At 45.8% G+C, this 21,956-nt stretch carries 13 protein-coding genes; 12 read left to right on the top strand and 1 reads right to left on the bottom strand.

Annotated features, from left to right (window positions below; genetic code table 11):
- Window positions 1–168 precede the first annotated feature (168 nt).
- The 5 genes from AC0YN6_RS26265 (at window position 169) to AC0YN6_RS26245 (ending at window position 6,730) form a co-directional block, all read left to right on the top strand.
- A complete protein-coding gene (locus tag AC0YN6_RS26265; protein ID WP_475750716.1) occupies window positions 169–1,053 on the top strand; it encodes an ABC transporter permease in 885 nt (294 codons plus the stop codon).
- A gap of 22 nt (window positions 1,054–1,075) precedes the next feature.
- Window positions 1,076–1,975 carry a carbohydrate ABC transporter permease gene (locus AC0YN6_RS26260; RefSeq protein ID WP_475750673.1) on the top strand — a complete coding sequence of 300 codons (900 nt, stop codon included), beginning with the start codon at window positions 1,076–1,078 and terminating at the stop codon, window positions 1,973–1,975.
- Window positions 1,976–2,103: 128 nt separating this feature from the next.
- Complete coding sequence (locus tag AC0YN6_RS26255; RefSeq protein WP_475750671.1) at window positions 2,104–3,813, top strand: ABC transporter substrate-binding protein; 1,710 nt, start codon at window positions 2,104–2,106, stop codon at window positions 3,811–3,813.
- Window positions 3,814–3,854: 41 nt separating this feature from the next.
- On the top strand, window positions 3,855–5,273 hold the full coding sequence (locus tag AC0YN6_RS26250) for an alpha-L-fucosidase (RefSeq protein WP_475750670.1): 1,419 nt from the start codon (window positions 3,855–3,857) through the stop codon (window positions 5,271–5,273).
- Window positions 5,274–5,425: 152 nt separating this feature from the next.
- A complete protein-coding gene (locus tag AC0YN6_RS26245) occupies window positions 5,426–6,730 on the top strand; it encodes a multi antimicrobial extrusion protein MatE (protein WP_475750668.1) in 1,305 nt (434 codons plus the stop codon).
- Window positions 6,731–6,829: 99 nt separating this feature from the next.
- On the opposite strand, the gene AC0YN6_RS26240 is transcribed toward AC0YN6_RS26245, so the two are convergent.
- Entirely contained in the window at window positions 6,830–7,798 is a 969-nt protein-coding gene (locus tag AC0YN6_RS26240) for a hypothetical protein (RefSeq protein ID WP_475750667.1), read from the bottom strand.
- Between the two features lie 304 nt (window positions 7,799–8,102).
- Here AC0YN6_RS26240 and AC0YN6_RS26235 point away from each other — a divergent pair, with 304 nt between their 5' ends.
- Genes AC0YN6_RS26235 through AC0YN6_RS26205 form a run of 7 tightly spaced genes read left to right on the top strand, consistent with a single transcriptional unit; the run spans window position 8,103 to window position 21,941 of the window.
- Window positions 8,103–9,881, top strand: a complete 1,779-nt coding sequence (locus AC0YN6_RS26235) for a vWA domain-containing protein (RefSeq protein WP_475750666.1) — start codon at window positions 8,103–8,105, stop codon at window positions 9,879–9,881.
- 23 nt (window positions 9,882–9,904) lie between these two features.
- A complete protein-coding gene (locus AC0YN6_RS26230; protein WP_475750664.1) occupies window positions 9,905–13,294 on the top strand; it encodes a tubulin-like doman-containing protein in 3,390 nt (1,129 codons plus the stop codon).
- Window positions 13,295–13,296: 2 nt separating this feature from the next.
- On the top strand, window positions 13,297–15,726 hold the full coding sequence (locus AC0YN6_RS26225; RefSeq protein ID WP_475750662.1) for a transcription initiation factor TFIID: 2,430 nt from the start codon (window positions 13,297–13,299) through the stop codon (window positions 15,724–15,726).
- A gap of 54 nt (window positions 15,727–15,780) precedes the next feature.
- Complete coding sequence (locus AC0YN6_RS26220; RefSeq protein WP_475750660.1) at window positions 15,781–17,070, top strand: vWA domain-containing protein; 1,290 nt, start codon at window positions 15,781–15,783, stop codon at window positions 17,068–17,070.
- 22 nt (window positions 17,071–17,092) lie between these two features.
- On the top strand, window positions 17,093–17,728 hold the full coding sequence (locus tag AC0YN6_RS26215) for a beta-mannanase (protein WP_475750658.1): 636 nt from the start codon (window positions 17,093–17,095) through the stop codon (window positions 17,726–17,728).
- A gap of 14 nt (window positions 17,729–17,742) precedes the next feature.
- Window positions 17,743–19,002 carry a TRAFAC clade GTPase domain-containing protein gene (locus AC0YN6_RS26210; protein ID WP_475750656.1) on the top strand — a complete coding sequence of 420 codons (1,260 nt, stop codon included), beginning with the start codon at window positions 17,743–17,745 and terminating at the stop codon, window positions 19,000–19,002.
- Entirely contained in the window at window positions 19,002–21,941 is a 2,940-nt protein-coding gene (locus tag AC0YN6_RS26205; protein ID WP_475750654.1) for a GAP1-N2 domain-containing protein, read from the top strand. The genes AC0YN6_RS26210 and AC0YN6_RS26205 overlap by 1 nt, the downstream gene beginning before the upstream one ends.
- Window positions 21,942–21,956: the final 15 nt, after the last annotated feature.

Genomic DNA, 21,956 nt, shown 5'->3' with positions numbered 1-21,956 from the left:
TGTATCTTGTTGCATGGTGAGCTAAGCTTATAAAATGAGCACATGAAAGCGCAATCATAAATGAGACCGTTAAAAGGAGGCTAGCCCTTGTCCAAAGTTAATCATGAATGGCATTCCGTTCCACAGGCCTTTGCACACAGAGAAAGGCGGTTTGCGCCTCTGCGCAAAATGGCTCGCCACTGGCAATTGTATTTCGTTATTTTGTTGCCAATTGCTTATCTCATTATATTCAAGTATATACCCATGGCTGGCATCACGATCGCATTCAAAGATTACAACGTCATCAAGGGCATATTTGGAAGCGAGTGGGTAGGACTAAAATATTTCAATCAGTTTTTTGAATCTCCAAATTTCTGGCTGTATATGAAAAATACGCTTGGCATTAGTTTCTATGGCTTGTTAGTTGGCTTTCCTGCTCCAATTATCCTTGCGCTTGCTCTTAATGAAGTGCGTAATGGTTTCTTCAAGAAGAGTGTACAGTTGGTATCATACGCACCTTACTTTATTTCGACGGTCATTATGGTATCGATATTAATCGTCAATTTGACGCCGAATGTAGGTATTGTAAGCAAGCTATTCCTGATGCTCGGCGTGGAAAATACAAATTTCATGGGCATCCCTTCCTTATTCAAATCCATCTATGTTTGGTCGGATGTATGGCAGCATACCGGATACGGAGCCATTATCTACATCGCGGCATTAGCGGGTGTCAATCCCGAGCTGTATGAAGCAGCTAGGGTTGACGGTGCATCTAGAATTCAGAAGATTGTTAATGTCGATATTCCGAGTCTGATTCCGGTATCCGTCATTCTTCTTATTCTTAATCTAGGCAATCTAATGAAGCTGGGATTCGAGAAAATCTATTTGATGCAAAATCCGCTCAATCTTGCGACCTCAGAAGTCATTTCTACTTATGTATATAAAGTAGGCTTGCTAGGTTCAAGTTTCAGCTTCTCTGCGGCAATCGGGGTCTTTAACTCGGTCATTAATTTAACATTGCTCATCGTCGTTAACTATATCGCTAGAAAAATTTCTAATAATAGTTTGTGGTAGAGAAGAGAGGAGAGGAGAACTTATGGCAAAAAAAATATCCATTCGAGAATCAAACGGTGACCGCATATTCATGGTGTTCATTTATGCCTTTCTGACCGTAGTCCTATTAGTCGTGCTTCTGCCGCTTCTCTACATCTTTAGCTCATCCTTTAGTTCGCCGCAGGCTGTCGTTTCCGGCAAGGTATGGCTGTTCCCGGTACAATTCACACTCGATGGCTATAAGGCTGTTTTTAACAATCCACAGATCGGTACCGGGTTTATCAATTCATTGTTTTACACGGTGACCGGAACGATCATTAACGTTGTCCTGACGGTAATGCTAGCTTACCCGTTAGCAAGGAAAACTTTTTATGGTAGAAATTTTTTCATGGTTCTTCTTGTTATAACGATGATGTTTGAGGGCGGCCTGATTCCGTATTATTTGGTCGTAAAAAATTTGCAACTGCTGGATACAAGGTGGGCAATGATTTTGCCGGGCGCTCTTGCCGTGTTTCAAGTGATTATAGCGCGAACCTTCTTCCAGACAAGTATTCCTGATGAGTTGGCCGAGGCGGCTGACCTAGATGGCTGCAGCGACATTCGGTTTATTTTCAGCATCGTACTCCCGTTGTCTAAACCGATCTTGGCCGTCATGATGCTGATGTATGCGGTAGGACATTGGAATGCATATTTCGATGCACTTATATTTCTGCGATCACAGGATTTATTCCCCTTGCAGATCGTATTGCGCAACATACTTATTCTAAACTCTGTGGATGCATCGATGATTTCCAATGCGAATCAGCTGCTGGCTCAGCAGGGACTAAAGGATTTGTTGAAATATTCATTGATTGTAGTTGCCAGCGGACCAGTGCTCCTGATCTATCCATTTGTTCAGAAGTACTTTGTGAAAGGTGTCATGATTGGTTCCTTGAAGGGATGAACAGCAATAATTTCTTTTGGAGGGGGGGATGGGTTGCCTTTGGGGCCGAGGCAGTCATTCAGATATAAGGTTAACGTCATTGCACGCTGCTAGGAGTGACTAGGATAAAACAAGGAGGAGTCTGTTTTATGAGAAAAGGATGGAAAAAATCCAGTGCAATCTTAATGAGCGTCTTACTTAGCTGTGTTGTTATTCTAGCTGCTTGCAGCAAGGATTCGGGGACATCTGGCAATGGGAAAGTAGAGGAAACAGGACAGAAAGAGACAAATGCTGTCCAAGAGGATCTTTTTACAGCTGTTGGTACGTATCCCATTGTTAATAAACAGATAACGCTTAAGATGTTTGCTCCTCAGCTTCCTACAATCGAGAACATGGAGACGAATACGTACACGAAGTATTTGGAAGAGAAAACGAACATTAAGATTGCATGGGATCTTGTCCCAAATAATGCCCTTGAGGACCGTAAACAGCTGATGCTCGCGAGCGGCGATTATCCAGAAGTCATTCTGCAAGCTAATCTGACGAGAGAAGAGCAAATGAAGTATGGAAAGCAGGGAGTATTCCTTCCACTGAATGAGTTGATTGATAAGTATGCCCCTAACATTAAGAAAGCGCTGGCTGATATTCCATACATGAAATCGTCTATTACAGCTCCAGACGGAAACATCTATGCGCTGCCGCAAATAAATGAATGCTACCACTGTGATAATGCTTTAAAGCTTTGGATTAACAAGGCTTGGCTTGACAAGCTCGGACTCCAGCTGCCAACAACAACGGAGGAGTTCTACCAAGTTATGAAGGCATTTAAGGAACAAGATCCGAACGGAAACGGAAAGAAGGATGAGCTGCCTCTAACGGGATCTGATGAGATGTGGGCTGGGAACATATCCGCTTACTTGATGAATGCCTTCATTGTAGATGATTACACCGAGAAAAATGCAGGCACCTTTTTATCTGTCAAAGATAGCAAGGTCGACTTCGTAGCGAACAAGGAAGAATGGCGCCAGGGTCTTGAATACTTAAGCAAAATGTACAAGGAAGGCTTGATCGACCCGGCAGCCTTCACGCAAAATGCAGACGCTATTCAACAGCTGGCGAACCGCGAGCCGGATAACATTATGGGAGCTGTGACGACCGCGCTTATCAGCTATGGCTTTAATATGACAGAAGCGCAGCCTCGGCATAAGGATTATGTGACGCTGCCTCCGCTGAAAGGACCAAATGGTGTTCAGCAGACGCTTAACTTCGCCGGTATTAGCAAATCACAATTTGCGATTACGAACAAGGCAACAGAAGATCAGCAAATCGCTGCCATTCGACTAGCCGATTATTTGTACACTGAGGAAGCGATCGTGCTGCAAGAGAATGGCCCTGAAGGCCAAGGCTGGCGCAAGGCAGCGGACGGCGAATTAGATATTGATGGCAATCAGGCTAAGTATGCTTCTATTCAACGGGAGAGCAAACAAACGCATAACGATGGTTGGGAGCAAATTGGGCCTTCTCTTCGTACCTATGCGTACCGTTCCTCTTGGATGGCGATTCAAGACACGCTCGCAGACGGAGGGTATGGAACACGTTTGAATACGGAATCCAAGAAATATGAGTCGTTCCATTCCAAAGAAATGTATCCGAACGGTGTGTTCATCGCGCAGGAAGATGCAGAAATCGCAGCGCAGCTGAAAACAACGATTATCGATTATACGAAATCGAATATGGCTCAGTTTATTACGGGCTCCAAAGACATCAGCAAGGAATGGGATGCTTATGTAAAAGGATTTGACGGGCTGCAGCTTGGTAAGTACATTGAAATTTATCAAAATGCATTAGGTACCTCTTAAAAAACATAATGGAATCACCGATTCAAGGAGGACTTGCAACGATGAGCGATCTAACAAGTGAACAAATACTTGAAGAGAATGAAGAACAAGAGCTGCATGAAGGTGTGCATAATTTCAGCAGCGAGCGCGATTGGATACGACCCGATAATCCAGTTACACTTGAACGACTGGAATGGTTTAAGGATCAGAAGCTTGCACTCATGATGCACTGGGGACCCTATTCGCAGCTTGGCGTCGTAGAGTCATGGGCGCTAAGCGATGAAGATCAGGATTGGTCCCGTGAAGGCATTGATTGGGAGACGGACGGGGAAACATTTAAACGTCAATATTTCGATTTAAACAAAACGTTTAACCCTGTTCGCTTTCAGCCTGACGTATGGGCAGATCTAGCGGAAGAAGGAGGATTTAAATATTTAATATTTACGACGAAGCATCACGACGGCTTCTGTATGTGGGATACGAAAACAACGGATTACCGTATAACGGATGATAAGACACCGTTTCATACGCACAAATATGCTGATATTTGCCGCCACGTATTTGATGCATTCCGCGCTAAAGGGCTGCCGATCGCTGCTTATTTCTCGAAAGCGGATTGGCATACACCTTACTACTGGGCGCCGGATATGGAGCGAAGTCTTACCAATACAAGGCGTGGGCCTACTTATGATCCGCAGGAGCATCCTGAGCTGTGGAACAAGTTTGTCGCGTTCACGCATGAACAGATTAATGAGTTATTGACGCAGTATGGCCGAATAGATGTCCTATGGCTAGATGCCGGCTGGGTAAAGCCGATTCGGAGCGGTCAGGACATTCGCCTTGGCGAAATTGTGGAGAAGGCTAGGGAGCAGCAGCCATGGCTGCTCTCGGCAGACCGTACGGTAGGCGGCCCATATGAAAACTATGTGACCCCTGAGCAGACTATACCGACCGAAGCGATGGATATACCTTGGGAAAGCTGCATTACGATGGGCACGTCATTCTCATTCCGCTATGAAGATAAATATAAACCGACACGCCAACTCGTAAAGATCTTGCTTGAGGTTGTCGCTAAGGGGGGGAACCTCGCGTTAAATGTGGCTCCTCAGCCTGATGGCAGGCTGCCCGAAGGTGCGATCCAGCGCATGAAAGAACTGGGCGCTTGGCTGAAGGTAAACGGAGAAGCGATTTATGGTACTCGCATTTGCGCGCCCTACTATACAGGCAATCTAGCCTTCACGCAAAAAGGAGATTATGTTTATTGCTCCTGCCACTATCCGTCAGCAGATACCGTAGTTTCAAAGACTGTCTTTATTCCATATGAAGGTGCTCTGGAATCGATTGAGCTGCTAGGCATGGAAGGTAAGCTGAACTGGACACACGAGAACGAGGGGATATCCGTTCAACTGCCTGCGGCTGCAATCAAGGAATCGGCGCCAATTGCGCATGTGTTTCGGATGTTGAGAAAGATTAAAGAGTGAATCAAGCCGTAAAAATGACAAAAAGAAGCATGTTGCCTTCAGCAGCATGCTTCTTTTTGATCGCGGCGTGTTCGCTTGGATAAAAAATGATAATATGGATATATCGGATGTAGTCGTATACCATTTTTTTCGACATGCAAGGAGAATTAGCTATGAATCTACCCCTATCAGAGCCACAGAAACAAGCAGTGAGTATGAAGAAGCTTTGGGCTTTTTTTCTCCCGTTAGGTATTTCGGCAAGTTTAGTTACGATATCTCATGTCATTATCAATAGTACGCTGAGCAGAGCAGCTGACCCTGAAAGCATTATCGCCAGCTATGCGATTGCAATGAGTTTGCTTGCGATTACAGAACGGCCAGCCGTACTGCTGAGACAAACCTGTTCTGCACTTGTTCGGGACAAGCAATCATTTAAAGCAACACTGACAGTCGCCCAGCTTGTATTTGCTAGTATTATGGTTATGGGCTTGTTCATCAGCTATACCCCGCTAGGGACACTTATTTTCAGGGGCGTATTCGGAGTCAGTGAAGATAATGTCCATGATGTTATTCGTGTATATAAGGTGCTAATGTTCGTAAGTTTATTTTCTGGTATTCGGTGCCTTTACCAAGGTGTTATCATTTATAATTTACGTACGAAATGGTTAACCATTGGCATGGCTGTTCGGCTAGCCGGCATGTATGAACTTTCTCTTTATTTTGTTCATACAGGAGTTACAAGCGGTGTTGTCGGAGCGGTTATTTTTTTATTTGGAATGATGATTGAAGCAGCTGTCAGCTTCGCAGAGGGACGTCTGCTGGTCCGAAAAATGCCAGATAAGCTGGAAAATCATACGATTGAAAACAAACGTCATGTTTTTTCCTTTTATCGACCATTGCTGTTTTCCTCTTTTATTTCGGTTTGGATCGGTCCAGCTATTAATGCAATATTGGGGAAAACATGGGATGCACAGTTGGCCATTTCTTCCTTTGCAATTGCGGCTAGTCTTGTGATGCTCGTCAGCAGTTTTTTCAGTTATTTTCATCAGATCGTCATTAATTTCTATCGAATCGATCCGAGGGCTGTCCGAAAATTCACATTGATGCTTGGATTTATTCCCGCACTGCTCATGGGAGTAATCGCTTTTACACCTGCTGGTGTTTTTTTGCTAGAGCTTGTCATTGGCGTTCATGGTCGTTTGCAGGCTGAGAGCATACGCGTGCTGCAAGCATTTGTATTGTTTGCGCTCATCATGCCTTGGCTCGATGTTCTGAATGGACTTGTATTAGTGCGCGGGCAAACGAAGCTCATTTTTGGTTCTCAAATCGCTAATCTGTGCTTTACGTTCATAACACTAATTATCTGTATCGGACTTTCGCCTGAATGGAATGGAACGATAGGAGCTTGGGCGCAATCGATAGGTATGGCCGCAGAACTCATCTTTGTCACACTGGCTTTGCGATTTATTAAAAACTGAGACTGGTTCTATTTATTAATCTAAAAAAAAGGGGTTGCTCATCGAGTAGAATTCTCTACCGTTGAGTCAACCCCAATTTTCAAGCCTCTATCAATGCTCCTAACCTTGTTCTTTATATAAGTCAGGTTCTTTATTCGTACGCTGGAAGTCCTCGTCCCATTTATACTTTTCGTTGTAGATGTCCATGACCTCATGATATAGCGGACTTGCGCCCGAGTTGGCACTGCTCTGAATGATTCGATAAAGCCGCAAAAAACGTTCTTTCGGAAGCTTGCGCGCATAGCGCAGCAGCAAATACGGATAAAGGGTAATATAGCGCTTCATTCTGACCGCGGCACCGGCAACACCGATTAGAATGCTCTCGCCATTTTCCATTTTCAAAATCTGCGCCTCATGCAGCAATACATAACGAAACGTATTTTCTTTCAGCAGATCTCTTCTAATTTTGGCGAGCTCGCCAATATATTCAACGAGATCGGGATTAAAATGATCCATCAACAAAGGGTCAAGCATCAAATCCATGTCCTTACGCAAAACGAATGATTGCAGCAACAATATTTGTTCCAGCCGCAGCTGGTCCGTATGGACGAGTGCGCCAATTTCTCGAAGCATCTCATAAGCTAACGGTTTATCGCCGCTATGAAACACTTCAATTGCGGTTTCACGATCATTCACAAGACCTGCAAAGAGGGTATAGGCCTCTGTTTGAAATATTTTTTGCAGCTGCAGGTTTAAAAGTGCAGGGGTCGATCGTCTTTGCAACGTCCATAATAGAGCGAGTAAAATAAGTGCTCCTGCTCCGAACAAGATGGTCTGCATCGTTGACTCGCTCATCACCAGTCCGATAACCATAATCACGATAATAATTAGCCGTTCTTTCCACATCGATCGCTGCAGCATGGAGGTTGCCCGAGTCTCCACATTTTGCAAGCCGGTTTTGCCGCATACGGGGCACTGCGTATCACCTAGTACGGTGAAGTGCTTGCAGCGTCGGCAAATTTTAAGCTTATTATAAGGATAGCGTGATTTAATATATGGGTTAAGTATTACTGGCAGCTTCTTCATCATTCGCGATCACGCTGCCCGCTGCTTTTTAGAATGGATAGGACAAGCTTGCTCAGCTGTTCGGGAGAAGGGGCTCGTCTCCGGCGTGAACGGTAACTAATAGCTTTAATCATGACAAAAAGAAACAATAGTCCTAGACAGACGTAAGAAACCATATGCATTCCTTCCTTACAACAAAAGTGATTTAAGAAAATCTATCAGGTATACTTAATTTGTAGTATATCATCTTACTGGGAGCAATGACTAACAGTGACTATTGGACTAGTATGCTAGGGTCCCCTCGTCCCATTACAAAGGAGTACAACAAATGAATAGAATAAAACGTTTTTCACGACACCTAATTATGATCACCGCCATTATGCTGCTGCCATTCAGCAGCATATCTACGGTAGACGCAGCGAAAGGCGGATCGCAAATTGATGCCGTGCTGGTGCTCGATGTTAGTAATTCAATGACCACAAGTGATCCAGGGAAAATTGGCAATGAAGCGATGAAGATGTTCATCGACATGCTGCCGAGACAGGGAGATCGAGTCGGAATCGTTGCCTATACCGATGAAATACAGCGAGAGAAGGCACTGCTGGAAATCCAATCGGAAGCGGATAAAGATAAGCTTAAGAGCTTTATCGATCAATTGAATCGTGGAGCTTACACCGACATTTCCGTAGGAGTGAAGGAAGCTGTCCAGATTCTAGAAGATGGGGCTGATCCTGATCACGAGCCGATGATTATTATGCTTGCTGACGGCAATAACGATTTTAATGATGATTCCGGCAGAACGCAAGCTCAGTCCGATGCAGATATGGAGAAGGCGCTTAAAGAAGCGAATGATAAGGGCGTTCCGATCTATACGATTGGGCTGAACGCGAATGGGAAATTAAATGAGGCTGCGCTGGCGAAGTTATCAGAGGTGACCGGAGGAAAGTCGTTCGCGACCGATTCGGCAGATGATCTTCCGCAAATATTGAGCGAAATTTTTGCGAGCCATCTTGAGCTGAATGTAGTGCCGGTTGATTCGTTGACAGCAAACGGAAGTTATCAGGATGTGAAAATATCTGTTCCTAATGCGAATGTATTGGAAGCTAATATTTCTATTATGTCTACTAAGCCCGTTGAGGCGAAACTGATCGATCCATCAGGCAAAGAGGTTGCCATTCCTTCGGATGATGTCTTGCTGTCGAGCTCGAAGAGCTACTCTTTACTCAAGCTGTTAACACCGTCTGAAGGCGACTGGACACTTCAAGTTAAAGGTGTGAACCGTGATAAAATCGACATCAATCTCATCTTTAACTATGATTTGGGCTTGGTGATGGACCCTCTTGCTGCAACGACCTATTCAAAGGGAGATAAAGTTTCTTTCAACTCTTATCTGGTAAGCGGCGGAAAAAAATTGGAGGACACATCGCAGTACAGCAACATGAGCGCGGTTTTACTCGTTAAAGATTTAGATACGGGTGCGACTAAGGAAATACCGATGGAAAATGCGGGCGATCATTTTCAAGGAACCTATAAGATTGCCGAAGAGCATGATTACGAGATTCGAGTAAAGGCCACAGAGGAAAGCTTCTTCCGTGAAACGGAAGTTGTTTCCATTTCGGCTAAAACGGGAGGATCAGGGCAGACAGCGCCGACTGAGCCTACGGCCAAAGAAGAGAAGCCGTTTCCGGTCATGCCTGTCGTGATCGGTGTCATAGGACTTGCTGCCTTGCTTGCAGCGGCTTACTTCATACTTCGGGCCCTGAAGCAGGCGAATCGCGGTTTTGTCGGACAGCTCGTCATTGAAATTCGTGATGAGAATACGGGTGACAAAACGTCGCCGCAGTATAAGAAGCTGTCAGCCTTCAAGGGTAAATTGCAACTGCACCAGCTGCTGCAGCTTGCGCCGGAGCTTAAGGAAACCGACAAGGTAATCTTTAAACCGGGCAGCAACGACCGTATTGTGCTGCAAAACGGTTCAACATGTACGATTGAGAAGTCGGGACGTGCAGTCGATGCAGCACGTGAATTGGAAATGAAAAGCGGAGATCGTATTACGGTTTCTTTGAATCAAGTAGATAAAACGATATTCATCGAATATCTCGTATAAATAGAGCCCAGGAGGTCATAAAAATGAAACCGATCGTAAGAGAACATATACAGCAGCTTGACGTTTCGCTCGGCGGAGGTATTGTCAGCGAGAAGATTCGAGTTGATACCATAGATAACCCGATTCTGATTATTGGACTCGGGGGTACCGGCATCGATGCGCTTCTGCGCTTGAAATATCAGATTAACCGCCGATTTAAACTGCCGGAGGACCCGGTATCCAAGAGAAAGCGCGATAAACCGGATAATGTTGAATTTCTCGCTTTTGAAACGAATGAGCAGGATCGCAATAAAAAATATAAGGGGATCGGTCTCGATCCGATAAATGAGTTTGTTCTGCTATCCAATGCAGAGGTTGGGGGATTGCTGCAAAATCGCAGTATTTTGGAGCCGTACATTACGGATTGGCTGTCGCCTGAGCTGAGCATTACCGATGGTATGAATGGTGCGGCTGGCGTGCGTCAAGCAGGCAGACTATTGCTCTTTACGAAGATCAATCAAGTTGTGCAAAGCATCGATAAGAAAATTAAGACGCTTTCTGTCGGTACGAATAAGAAGCTGATGGTCTTCCTGCTTACCGGATTATCCGGTGGTACGGGAAGCGGCTGCTTCCTCGATATCTCGTATATCGTAAGAGGAATTATCGAGCGTGACCACGGTGCAGCGGGGATTGACCGCGTAAATACACTTGGTTATTTGTTTACGCCGGATATCAACCTCGCAAACAAAAGCTTAAGCGACCACACCCGTGAGTACATTAAGAAGAATGGCTATGCGGCATTAAAAGAATTGGACTATTGGATGAATGTTGACAGCCGCGGCGAGCGGTTCAAGCAGCAATACGGCAATATTTTATCCGTCAATTCGCCTCTTCCGCCTTTTAATCTTTGCCATCTCATTTCAGCTACCAATGCGGAAGGCAAGCTGCTAGAAAATGCCTATGATTATTGCATGAATGTAACGGCGGAGAACATTACGAACTTTATTTCAAGTGAAGAGAAACAATCAGGCGAAGAGTTCGCCATTCATGACTATATTAGCAATATTCGGACGAACATCGCTCAAATGAACAAAATGTATCCTGCTAACTATGATTACAACATTATCGGAGCTTCATCTGCCGTACTTCCTATCGAGGAAATGACGACCTATTTGGCTCACCGACTGTTTAACAAAATGGATAAGATGTTCGAGAAGGCGCCGAGTCAGGACGATGTAGAGAAATTTGCGCGCAAGCTGGGCATTGATCTCGATTCAATGTTGAAGACTTTCGATTCACGCGTACCCGAGCCGCTTCCTGGTTTCGAGAACAGCGAGCGCCTGAGTTACACTAATGTTGTGAAGATGCAAGCGGTGAACATGGATACTGAGCTGGAACAAAACTTTTTGGCTCGTGCTCGCGAGGAATACATCAAGGCAAAAAAACAGCTGCCGGGCGAAATCGTCGGCCAGTTTACGGATCAAATTCGCCGTACGTTTCTTCATCCTGAACAGGGGCCGTTTTATGTATCCCGACTTCTGTATACGGAGAAAGGCTTTTGCTTGCTGAAGATGCTGCTCTCTTATATTGAGACGCTTCGCGAGGGGTTGTCGAGACTGCCAAAAGAAATTGAAGCAGCGAGAGAACAAGCGAATGAGCGTATGGGCGATGCGAAGAGTGCATTTGTATCCAAAGATAAGAAGAAAAACAACTACATTGAAGCGAAAATAAATGAGTACTGGCTGCTTGCTGATGTGGAGCGTATGGAGCAATTGATTGAGTTTTATGAGGATCTCCATCAACTGCTGAACAACGAGAACAATCGCATCTATAATGTGTTTACCGAAATTTTAAATGTGCTTAATTCGATCTTTGCCAAAAATGGCGAAATTCTTACGAACGGCGAAGAGCAATCCGATCATAAAGGGAACAAAACTTACTATTGGAATATTGTCGGTGTGCCGGACATTTCCGACGTTATTAGCCGTATCATGGATAAAAAGGACGGCGATGATTTAATCCGTGACTTTACACAGGAGCTGCTGGATCATTCGAACCTTTGGGTGAAGGAGCAGGAAATTGATATCGTCAGCTCGATCTCTGAATTTTTGACGAATAAATTCGGTGATCTCATTACTAAATCGATGGAAGAATTTCTCGTTATGAAATACGGCAACGATGAATCCATCGAGAAATTTGTGGAGCGTCATATTGCCAGTAAGCTGGATGAGGAAGCTGTACCGGTATTCCATCTCAGCAACAGCTCAGGCAATTTGCATGTTCCGTCATGGGGCTTTGTGTCGGTGCCTGTGCAGGCGCCTAGCATCTTGCGTGGTATTCGTAATTATCAGAATAACTCGATTGGCAAATCCCATTTCACGATTAAGGAAAGTGAAGTGAAAAACCGGATTTTCTGGCTGAATACGAGAAACGGTGTGCCTTTGTTTGTATACACGCCGCTGAAGGTATATGAGGAAAGCTATGAGCGTACGATTCTTGATAAGGAAGGAATCGGGCGTCACTTGGTGCAAACTGAACGTGTCAACTGGACGTATTTGCCGTCGCCGATTCCTGAGAAATCATGGGGCGACACGTACGTCAATTCACGCGTGAAGAGCTATAATGCAAGGGTTCGCGCTGAGTTTGTCAAGGCGGAGAGCTATCACATTATTGAGGAGAAGGGCATCGATAATAACACGAGCAGCCGTTATTCCGTTCGTTTCACGAAGCCTTTCCAGATGACGGATGCGTTAAAGCCATTCAATATGCAGTTAGATGCAGCTAAGCCGAATTTGGGTGAAGTTAAACGAGCGTTGAATGAGCTGAAACGGCTTCTGTCCGAAGGATTGGAGCTTGAAGCGACAAAGGATATTTTCGGAAGCTTCTCCGAGGAGCTTGCGCAGGAAAATCTAATTCGGTCGCCGGAGCAGTTAGGACGGGTTCGCGAGGAATTAGCGAAGTATGAGTCGATTGCGGCGAAAACAAACGAGCTTGAACAGCTGCTTCTTCAACATCAAGACGATGAGAAGCTGATCGACCAGTTTATCGAAGCGCTGTACACGGAGACGATCTGCAAGAAAGGCGCGCTTTATGTATATGACCGTGAGCCAGAGGAAGATGCATGGCCGCCTTTCGCTAATCTTATGAAGAGCAGCAGATATGTCGAGTTCGAGGTTTTTGAAAGCTTCCGTCAGCTCGATGAGAAAAACCGCAGCATACTAAAGCGCAAAGCAGAGCGCAGAGTAAATGAGTTAACAGCTACGGAGGATACTTCGCAGCTGCTGGCTAAGCTTGAGGAGTTGTTCGGCACCTTCCTTGATTCGCGCGAAAGCCTTGAATACGAGAAGGTCGAGCTGGCCAATGGAGAGGACATGCACCGCTTCTACAAGGAAATGACTACAAAACTTAATGAAATTCGCAGAAAGTTGAAATAGCTATGAGAGTATTGCTAGATCGATTCGCGAACGACTATTCGGCTGCTGAGCAGAAGCTGAGCGGCCTTGAGGATGATCAGAGCAGCATTCACTATCCCACAGTATTTCTATTTATTGGAGACGAGGCCGGGCATGCTATTGAGCCTATGATTCGCTCGAATGAACTGAAATGGGATAATAATGCTGGTGTTATATATTTCCATGTCTCATCAAGCGAAGCCTTTACAAGCATTGCAATGGGGAACGAAGGACAACAAGCGTCAGCATACCGCGAGGCTAATCATAACCAAGCTGCTCCGAAGGTGATGCGTGTTGCTTTGACGGGTATCGCCCAAGGCAAAGATGATAACCGTACCAAACGAAAGGATATAGGAACTGCCTTTCACGAGGAGGGGCGTCATTTGGTTGATCTCAACCGTGCGCTTCGGCAGGTTAGCGACACGATTGCTGATTACGGTCGTTTGTACGCATCCTTTGATCGTCTTCATCTTGCTGTGATTACGAGAGTCGATGATCCGCTGAACGTGCTCGTTCCAGAAATATCGCTGCTTGCACAATCGATTTTTCTACAGCTATTCAAGTCCGTGCAAATGGATTTGTACGCATTGATTAATGAACGGGAACAATCAGAAACCTTTGGTATGGCAGGCGCGGCGGGAATCAGCTTCCTGCGTGAGCTTGATGGGATGCAGCAGCCGGATTACTCTTACTCTGCACGGCTTCAGGTGACTGGTGATGGTTTATCTATTCCGGTCACACACAAGCAATCACCGCTATTCGATCTTGTTTATGTATTGTCTGATCGCAATGAGCGGGGGATTACGACCCTGAACGGCATGCACGATAACTATGAGATCATTTGTCATATCCTCTTATTGAAAAATAGGAAGAGGAAGGACGCGCAGATCCATTCCAATGACGTTAACTACAACAATTCTTCTTTCAAGAATAGTCTGATGACGGAGTCTGGAAGGCAGGGCTTCGTCTCGGCGGGGCTGTCCAAAGTGAACCGACCGAATCATTCGATCGCTTTAACTGTGCTATACCACTTCTTTAAGCAAATAAAAACGCGGCTGCAAACCGTGAATGAGATAGGCAATAAGGAGAAGCTGGCGTTTTTCGGATTGGATGCCGCGGCAATGGAGACAAGAATGACCGATCTCGTGCCGAGCGAAGATAAACTTATCGACATGTCTGGTCTCTTAACGAGCGGTATTCGATACGAACAATTGAAGCGTATGTCACTGCGTGAGGCGGAGGAAGCGTTGTTCGGCGATGGGTGCGCGGTCTTCTTCCATAAACATTTCACCAGTTATGCGGAGGATCGCCTAAGTGCTGTGAAGTCCGCGGAAGAGCTGCGACTCATCGTTAACCGTCATATGCAGGAAAACTCACAAATCAGCTTCTTTCAGGTGTCCGAATGGACTGACGAGAAAAACGAGACAGACAGCGTGCTGGCACCCGTTCGCGCTCGTATTCGCGATTTGGTTAGAGAGATTGATGCAGCGCAGGACGAGCTTGACCGTTCTCGCGAACAAAGAGTCGAGGACTTGAAATTTCAAAAGCTCCCCTTCATGGATAAACAAAATTTGCGTTCCTTTATCCGCGTCTTTTTCGATACGGTCTATCGGCAGCAATGGCAGCTTCTACGGCTGGAAAGTGAGCTTGCCTTGTACCGCAGGTTCTCTGTTGAGCTAGAGAGATTGCACGAAAAATATCGAGTTCGCGTCGAGCAAATGAACGCACTCGAGGAGCAGCTATATGCGACAGCTCAGAATAGCATACGCTCGGCGGATGATTATATCGGGCAGAACATTTTCGAATATTACGAGCTTGTCACTGCGAATGTTATGAAGGATATGGAAGAGAAGCGCGGTGCTTCTGTATTTTTTGAGGAAAGATTTTTAGGCAGTGTGACTGAGCTTCTACAGCAGGGCGATTCCGCCTTTGTGGAGCGATTAATTGAAATTTGCCGTAAGCATATATTAACCGCACAGCCGTTCGCTCAAACTTTTGAAGAGGAGCTTCTGCTGCGAGCGAATGTATCGATTGCTTATAGCAATCGCAAAGCGTTATCGAGGGACGAGTTGTTCCATCGGTTGTACCGTACGCTGGAAGATCATGCAGTTGTTCATATCCGTCTCCTCGACTATACACACGAGCATCGTTACGAGGAGAAATATTTGTTCGGTGATCGAGAGAGCGAGTTTATTCGATATGCACTTGGCGTTGACGACACCTCACGCATCTATAAGCTCGGTTGTGTCCACGAGAAGCGCAGCAGCGGAGTGGACAAATTAAATATAATGGGCGGCTTCCATTTAGAAGATTTGATGTATTATCGAAACTGCAAAGTGTATTATGAAACCTATTTGCAAAATGGATATGAGTTTCACACGCTTGATCCTGCTCTTCTGCCTGATCTTCGCTGACCGAAATATATCGATAAACGCTGCGGTCCACTAGCAAGTTGAAAGGGTGCTGTCATGATGCAACGGAAATTAAATGGGCTTCTCCTATTGTTCAGCCTAATAGGAGGTGCGATTGGATTTGTAATTGGAGAGATGATTTTGGACGCGCTGTCAGAAAACTGGCCGCGCTTTGCTGTTGTTGGCCTCTACTTTGGTATTCTGGCTTTATGTATCGGACTGTCCTGTCTGATTGCTGAAATGATTTCACCTCGTTTAAATGGAACCTCTTGGAGGCAGCGGTATACTGCTTTGTCTTGGCAGCTGCTTGTACCGTCGACGCTTGTGCTGTTGTTCGCTGTCGGAGGTTTGCTGCAATTGATTTATGGAGCGAGCTTCGGCGGCGCGAAGCAGGTAAAGGATATCGTGCTAGTCATCGATAATTCAGGAAGCATGCTGGAGACCGATCCCGATAACGAGCGGTATACAGCTGCGAAGCAGCTCATAAACAACATGGAAAGTAATAAAAGAGTGGCGGTAGTCGTCTTTAGTAATTCAGCAGAATTGCTGCAGCCTTTCGTGAGCGTAAGCTCTCAAGCCGAAAAGGATAAAGTAAATGCTGCAATCGATGCGCTTGAGCCGACAGATGGCGGAACAAACTTCAGCCTTGCGTTAGGTGAAGCGATGAAAACGATCAAAGACAAGACAAACGCTGGCCGCGGTACTATGGTTATTTTACTATCAGACGGTTTCAGTGAATCCGATATTAACGACCAAATCGCTGCTTATCAAGAGCAACAAATTGCTATAAATACGGTTGGTTTAAGTGTAGCAAACACGGAGGGCGCGGCTTTGCTGCAGCAAATCGCTGATTCCACAAATGGAAGCTATTATGATGTATCTGAAGCTAACGGATTGGCACTTGTATTCCAAAATATATACGATACGATCGACAATCGGACGCTCTTGACGGAACGTGTAGGTCCGCTTGAGGATAGTACGCTCTATATGCTGTTTCGAATTTTATCATTAGCGATTATTGGAGCTGCATTAGGTTTGTCGCTCGGACTGTTGTTCGACAATCGGTTTTTGGCATTAAGCTTTGGAGCTGGCGGAACGGTCGGAGGATTGCTGGCTGGTATTATTTTGGATGCAGGCTTGTCAGGAGATACGTTATCTGACGGATTATCCCGCTTATGCGCGGTTCTCGTGCTGGCAGCAATTATGAGCATATTCACGCTTGTTGTTCCCGTTAAGGATAATAGTAATACGAAGTTTTATGGAGGCGGAAGAAACAGCAGCGTAAATGATCAATCCTCAAAAGGCTTAGGCACACGAACGAAGGATAGCCGCAGTCATGGATTTTAAACGATGCGGGAGGCGGATATAAATGCGGTTTATCGATGCAGAGGAAGGTTCTCCGCTCATCAGCGGCTTAACTCGTGTTATTGAGGAGGACCGCTGCACGCTGCGCTGGATTTGGCCGGGCGGTATAGAAGCGGTTTACATTGGGAAAGAGCCAGCCGAACGGGCGGAGGAACGTACCATTGATTTAAGTCAGCTCAAGCTGTACACGAAGGCGGAATATAAAGCGAATAACGGCTATCACAGCCGATTAGAAGGTATTGGCCGCTTTAACTTTACAGTATATGGCTGTCAGGAGGGGAGCGGTGGCCCGCTGCTCATCCTACAACCTGATCACGAGAATCGTATAGAGATTAGTGCCGGCAGGGCAAAGATTCATTATTCAATCTCGAACAAAAGTGGACTCTTTAGAAAGTTTAAGACGATTCAAATTCAAGTGACAACCGAGGTTCCAATCGCCAAGGACGTACTTTGCTACGTGAAGAAGCAGGGCGGTTACCCTGCTAATAAAGACGATGGGATGTTATATCCGTTTGTCGCGCCGTTTGCAGCAGGAAAAAACGTACTGCCTGCCATTGAAATTGGCAAGCAGGATTATATACGATTGTTTTTCACCGATGGCCGAACATACGGACAAATGTACGAGTTGATTTCAGTATAAAGGAGGAAGATCGCATGGGTATTTTCGATCTTTTCAAAAAAAAGCCGGAAGCTAAGCAACGGCCTTTGTTCTACGATATTGTTTGTCCCTATTGCTTTAGTAAATTTACACCTGATGAGGTCGTTTTCCGCGCTTCCCATTCAAGGGAGGACGATGAGGATTATGCGCTTGGAGAAGATGATGAGCTGAACAAATACCGTGAGCGCTTTGGCCTCGATTCGGTTCATGATATGGAAGCGGTGCTCTATCCGTATGATGTGCCTGAAGAGCATCGGATTTATTCTGACAATGTGCTCATCGGAATAAATGATCGATACGGCGAGCTGACACGGAGAAGGCTTTGTCCGAAATGTCACAACGAAATCCCGGTGACGGCGGGTAAGGTGCCAAGCAACATCATCTCTATTATTGGTGCATCTCAAGTAGGGAAGTCGGTATATATGACTGCTTTAATCCATACGCTGCAAAATACGACGGCGGACCATTTTAATGCTGCTTGTATGCCGCTCAACGCTGAGATTAGCCGTAAGTTCCGCACCTATTACGAGGAACCGTTATTCGAGCGCGGCGATCTGCTTGCATCTACCCAGAAGGAGAAGATGCAGGAGCCGTTTATTTTTCAATTCGTGTTTAAAGATGAGACTAAGCCGCCGCTTACACTCGTATTTTTTGATGTGGCAGGCGAGGGTATGGTAGAGCAAGATTATCTTGGCTTACACGGTCAGCACATTAAAAACTCGGCGGGCATTCTATTGATGGTGGACCCGCTGCAAATCCGATCGATTCGCGAGAAAATTAGAATGAACCTCGGCGATAAGCCTGGGGAATGGGTCTCCCAATACGATGAGCCGCGCGACGTCGTGCTGACGATGTTCGGTGACTTCATCGCATATCAGGAAAATAACAAAACGGATATTCCGACTGCTGTCGTCCTCACTAAGAGTGACATGCTTCATTCTCTTAAGGATGAGGATGGGGAATATATTAAATCGAACAGCAATATTTTCAACAACATGGTGCACCGTAATTATTTTAATCTGACTGAATTTGAAAACATAGATGGAGAAATCCGCCGTTTCATCGAGAAGGTCGATCGGCCGTTCAAAGGTACGATGGACGTGTATTTCAAGGATACAGCGTATTATGCGGTTTCCGCTCTGGGCAGTAATCCCGTGGACCAGAAGCTGCAAACGGTCGTAAGTCCAATTCGGGTGGACGAGCCCTTCATTTGGCTGCTTTATAAACTGAACTTCATTGAGGGGAGAAGAGAATAGTGCGCGATTCTACGCCCCGCAGAATGATACAACAGCAGATGTATGCACGGGAAAGACGCGGTATTTTCAGATCTACCGAGGGTTATGACACGATTGCCAAATCAAGTGGGTTAGACGCGTCTTTTATCAAAAAAGTGCTTCATCCGTTCTGCGTCTACGATGCGCCAACTGAGCTGGCCACACGCGGGGAGAAGGATGGCACGGCATATCCCGAAACGATGCATTTACTCCATCTGGAAAATGGCGATGTTTTGCTTGGACGCAGCGTCTATCAGGCAGCGGATTTCACTGGACTTCGCAGCGCTTTTTTTACGCACAACTACATCATTCCAAGCGGTCACAGCAGCAAGCCGGCAAGTGATTATATGAACTGGCTGCAAGCTGCATTCGTGGAAAGTTATGATATCGATAGCGGAACGGAGATAGCCGAATTACCGAATCTGCCGATTCAAGCGGCGGCTGCGGTTAAACCTTCTTATCGTTCTATACTAGCGCTGCTGAATATAGGTGAGAAGCAATTTAAGCAGCTGCTATATGCTGTGATGGCAGCTGTCGGAGGCAAGAAAAAGATATACGTTGTACTTGATGCGCCAATAAAGCAGATGCCAATTAAGGCAAAGCAGCTGCTTGGAGTGCTTTATGCGAGCTTGCCCTACGCCTTCCGTGAGCAGCTTGGTTTTATCACATTCGCAAAGGAACCGATTAGCCGTAAATCGGTACATCTTACGTTTGTAGAGCAGGGGAGCCTTCGCCAAGGTGATCGAAATATTGAGAAGGACTTTACGTTTGATTTCGTGAACGACCGGATAATGAATGTCGATTTAGATGGCACGGACCAACCGTATTTGGATTTTGCATGGGACAATTTGGATCGTCCTGACCGTTCGGACCGCTTCTACCAATTTGCTGAGCTTATGCTGACAGGGATGGGGACGGAGCGTGAAGTAGCTGCTTCAAGCTACCACGAGTTATGCGTCATGTATCAAATCGAGGAAGGCAACGAAAATTTATATGAATCACACAAAACCGCCGTATTGCGCGGCCTGTTGGAATATCTCCAGCCAGATGGTTCAATGGATTCCAAAATACGTCTAAATGATTTGCTGCTGTCTCGATTTGATTATGAATTTGATCGGGTTCGGCAAGGAGATGTACCCGATCAATTTATCGTGGATGTCTTTAAGGAATATTACAAAATCGAAGGAAAACATATAGAGAGTAAAATGGTCTCCTTCTTCATCCTGGCCCTTCATAACGCGAAGAAGCAGAACGAGCAGGAAGCTGCTGCATCCTTTTATGCCGTAGTTGAAAGCAATCTAGCGTTAAGCATAGCTTTTTTCTCAAAGTTATTATCTGATTCGAAGGCAGCAGCAAGCTTGTTCTTTCCGTTTCTTGAGCAGAAGCTTAAAGCAGCAGCGGGCGCAAAAAGTCTACTTCAGCTCATTGAGCAGTGGGTGAAAGCTCATCCTAAACTATTGGATTACGAAGCATTTCAGACACTTGCCCGTCAGCAGCTCGTTGAGAAGCTGGAACGCGAGCGCCATTCACTGTCAGCTACAAGCAAGGTGCTTGAGCAATTATGTAGTTTAGAAGGGGAAGGCAAGACAGGAATAAGAAAGCTGCAAACTTCTGATGCTGCTGTTGAGTTATACAGAGAGTTAGAGCTTGCAGCATATCGGGCTATGCTGACTGAGCTTGAAATGGATAAGCTCACAAAAGATCAGCTCATGCTAGCAGAGTTCTTCAAATCGAAGGAACAATTGAAGCGGTGGAATGGACAGCTGCCGGATCCGCGTCAGAAATCAGCCGCACTTGAGCTGCTGGCCATCTATGAATTATTTACGCTGCCAGAGCCAAACGTGGATTTGTTCAAAGCTCTGTCCGCTGCGGAGATCGACCATGTGCAGCTGGTTGGCCGCCGTCTGCTTTCAAGCAAGCTGGAGCTCGCTGAATTTCCGCGTCTTGTGCTGCTGTTTATGAGCAGTTCAGATTTGGAAACGGTAGATTATACTGGGCTTCTCAACTATTTGCAGCAAAACGCTCCCAATAAAGAGACGGTTTATCTCTTCTTTCGCTGGGCGGAGAAGCAGCCTGATTTCATGAGGTCCAGAGGATTCGTACCCGCTTATACGACTGCCGTAGTCGGTTATTTCAAAAAACATGACCGAGATGCGTTCAGGAAGCGTGCGAATTGGAAACAGCATTTCGACAAGGCGGGACCGGCACTTATAGCGGTGTATAAGCAGGCTGAACGAGAGCTTTCTTCGCCGCTGACCAAGTTTTTTCGTCGGAATCGTAAATCGACGTTAATTACATCATTATCGGCTATAGGCATAGTACTGATCGTATCCGGCATTATGTTTTCAAATGTTGGCAAGGATGATGTGAAGCCAGAAGAGACTGTTTTGCCAGTGGAGCAGACGACTCCTGATCCGAACAAGGTTCAGCCAGAAATAATCGTATACGCAGAGCAAGAAACAGCTTCTGAAGGGCAGGAGGCATCGACCTCCCTCGTTTTTGCTTTTAAGGATGCTGCAGCCTGTGTGCAGTTTATACCGAGTTCATTAACGGTGCAATCACCGGGTGTTGAAGCCGTTGAATATACGAAGCTGGGATTGTCTCCAACTTGCAATACGAATAACAGTGGCTCTGTACAAACGACTAAGCCATCAGAAACGCCAGTTTCAGAGGGCGGTATAGTGACTGATGCTGCTAGCAACTCAGAGACGAACGTCCCAAAAGATACTGGATCTGATTCGGTAAGCAAGCCAGAATCCAGCGGAGATCCGAAGCCAACCACGAGTTCAGAGCCTGTGCTAGCAGACTATACGAACCGAGTTGTTGTTAGCCTAGGCAAGCAAGTCGAAATTCCAGCTGACAGCATCATCCTCGTGGGAGCTGAGGAATATAAACTAACGTTACTGGATGCTGCCGCCTAATAAATGAACCTTTCC

The organism is Paenibacillus sp. J22P15 (assembly GCF_056269345.1).
Note: the sequence above shows the minus strand (reverse complement) of the source record. Positions and strands in the feature narration are given on the sequence as shown.

Bases quoted from the DNA above. Each gene is read 5' to 3' on its own strand.
- AC0YN6_RS26250 (WP_475750670.1), top strand. From the start codon at position 3,855: ATGAGCGATCTAACAAGTGAACAAATACTTGAAGAGAATGAAGAACAA.
- AC0YN6_RS26245 (WP_475750668.1), top strand. From the start codon at position 5,426: ATGAATCTACCCCTATCAGAGCCACAGAAACAAGCAGTGAGTATGAAG.
- AC0YN6_RS26240 (WP_475750667.1), bottom strand. From the start codon at position 7,798: ATGATGAAGAAGCTGCCAGTAATACTTAACCCATATATTAAATCACGC.
- AC0YN6_RS26265 (WP_475750716.1), top strand. From the start codon at position 169: ATGGCTCGCCACTGGCAATTGTATTTCGTTATTTTGTTGCCAATTGCT.
- AC0YN6_RS26255 (WP_475750671.1), top strand. From the start codon at position 2,104: ATGAGAAAAGGATGGAAAAAATCCAGTGCAATCTTAATGAGCGTCTTA.
- AC0YN6_RS26260 (WP_475750673.1), top strand. From the start codon at position 1,076: ATGGCAAAAAAAATATCCATTCGAGAATCAAACGGTGACCGCATATTC.
- AC0YN6_RS26210 (WP_475750656.1), top strand. From the start codon at position 17,743: ATGGGTATTTTCGATCTTTTCAAAAAAAAGCCGGAAGCTAAGCAACGG.
- AC0YN6_RS26235 (WP_475750666.1), top strand. From the start codon at position 8,103: ATGAATAGAATAAAACGTTTTTCACGACACCTAATTATGATCACCGCC.
- AC0YN6_RS26215 (WP_475750658.1), top strand. From the start codon at position 17,093: ATGCGGTTTATCGATGCAGAGGAAGGTTCTCCGCTCATCAGCGGCTTA.
- AC0YN6_RS26225 (WP_475750662.1), top strand. From the start codon at position 13,297: ATGAGAGTATTGCTAGATCGATTCGCGAACGACTATTCGGCTGCTGAG.
- AC0YN6_RS26230 (WP_475750664.1), top strand. From the start codon at position 9,905: ATGAAACCGATCGTAAGAGAACATATACAGCAGCTTGACGTTTCGCTC.
- AC0YN6_RS26220 (WP_475750660.1), top strand. From the start codon at position 15,781: ATGATGCAACGGAAATTAAATGGGCTTCTCCTATTGTTCAGCCTAATA.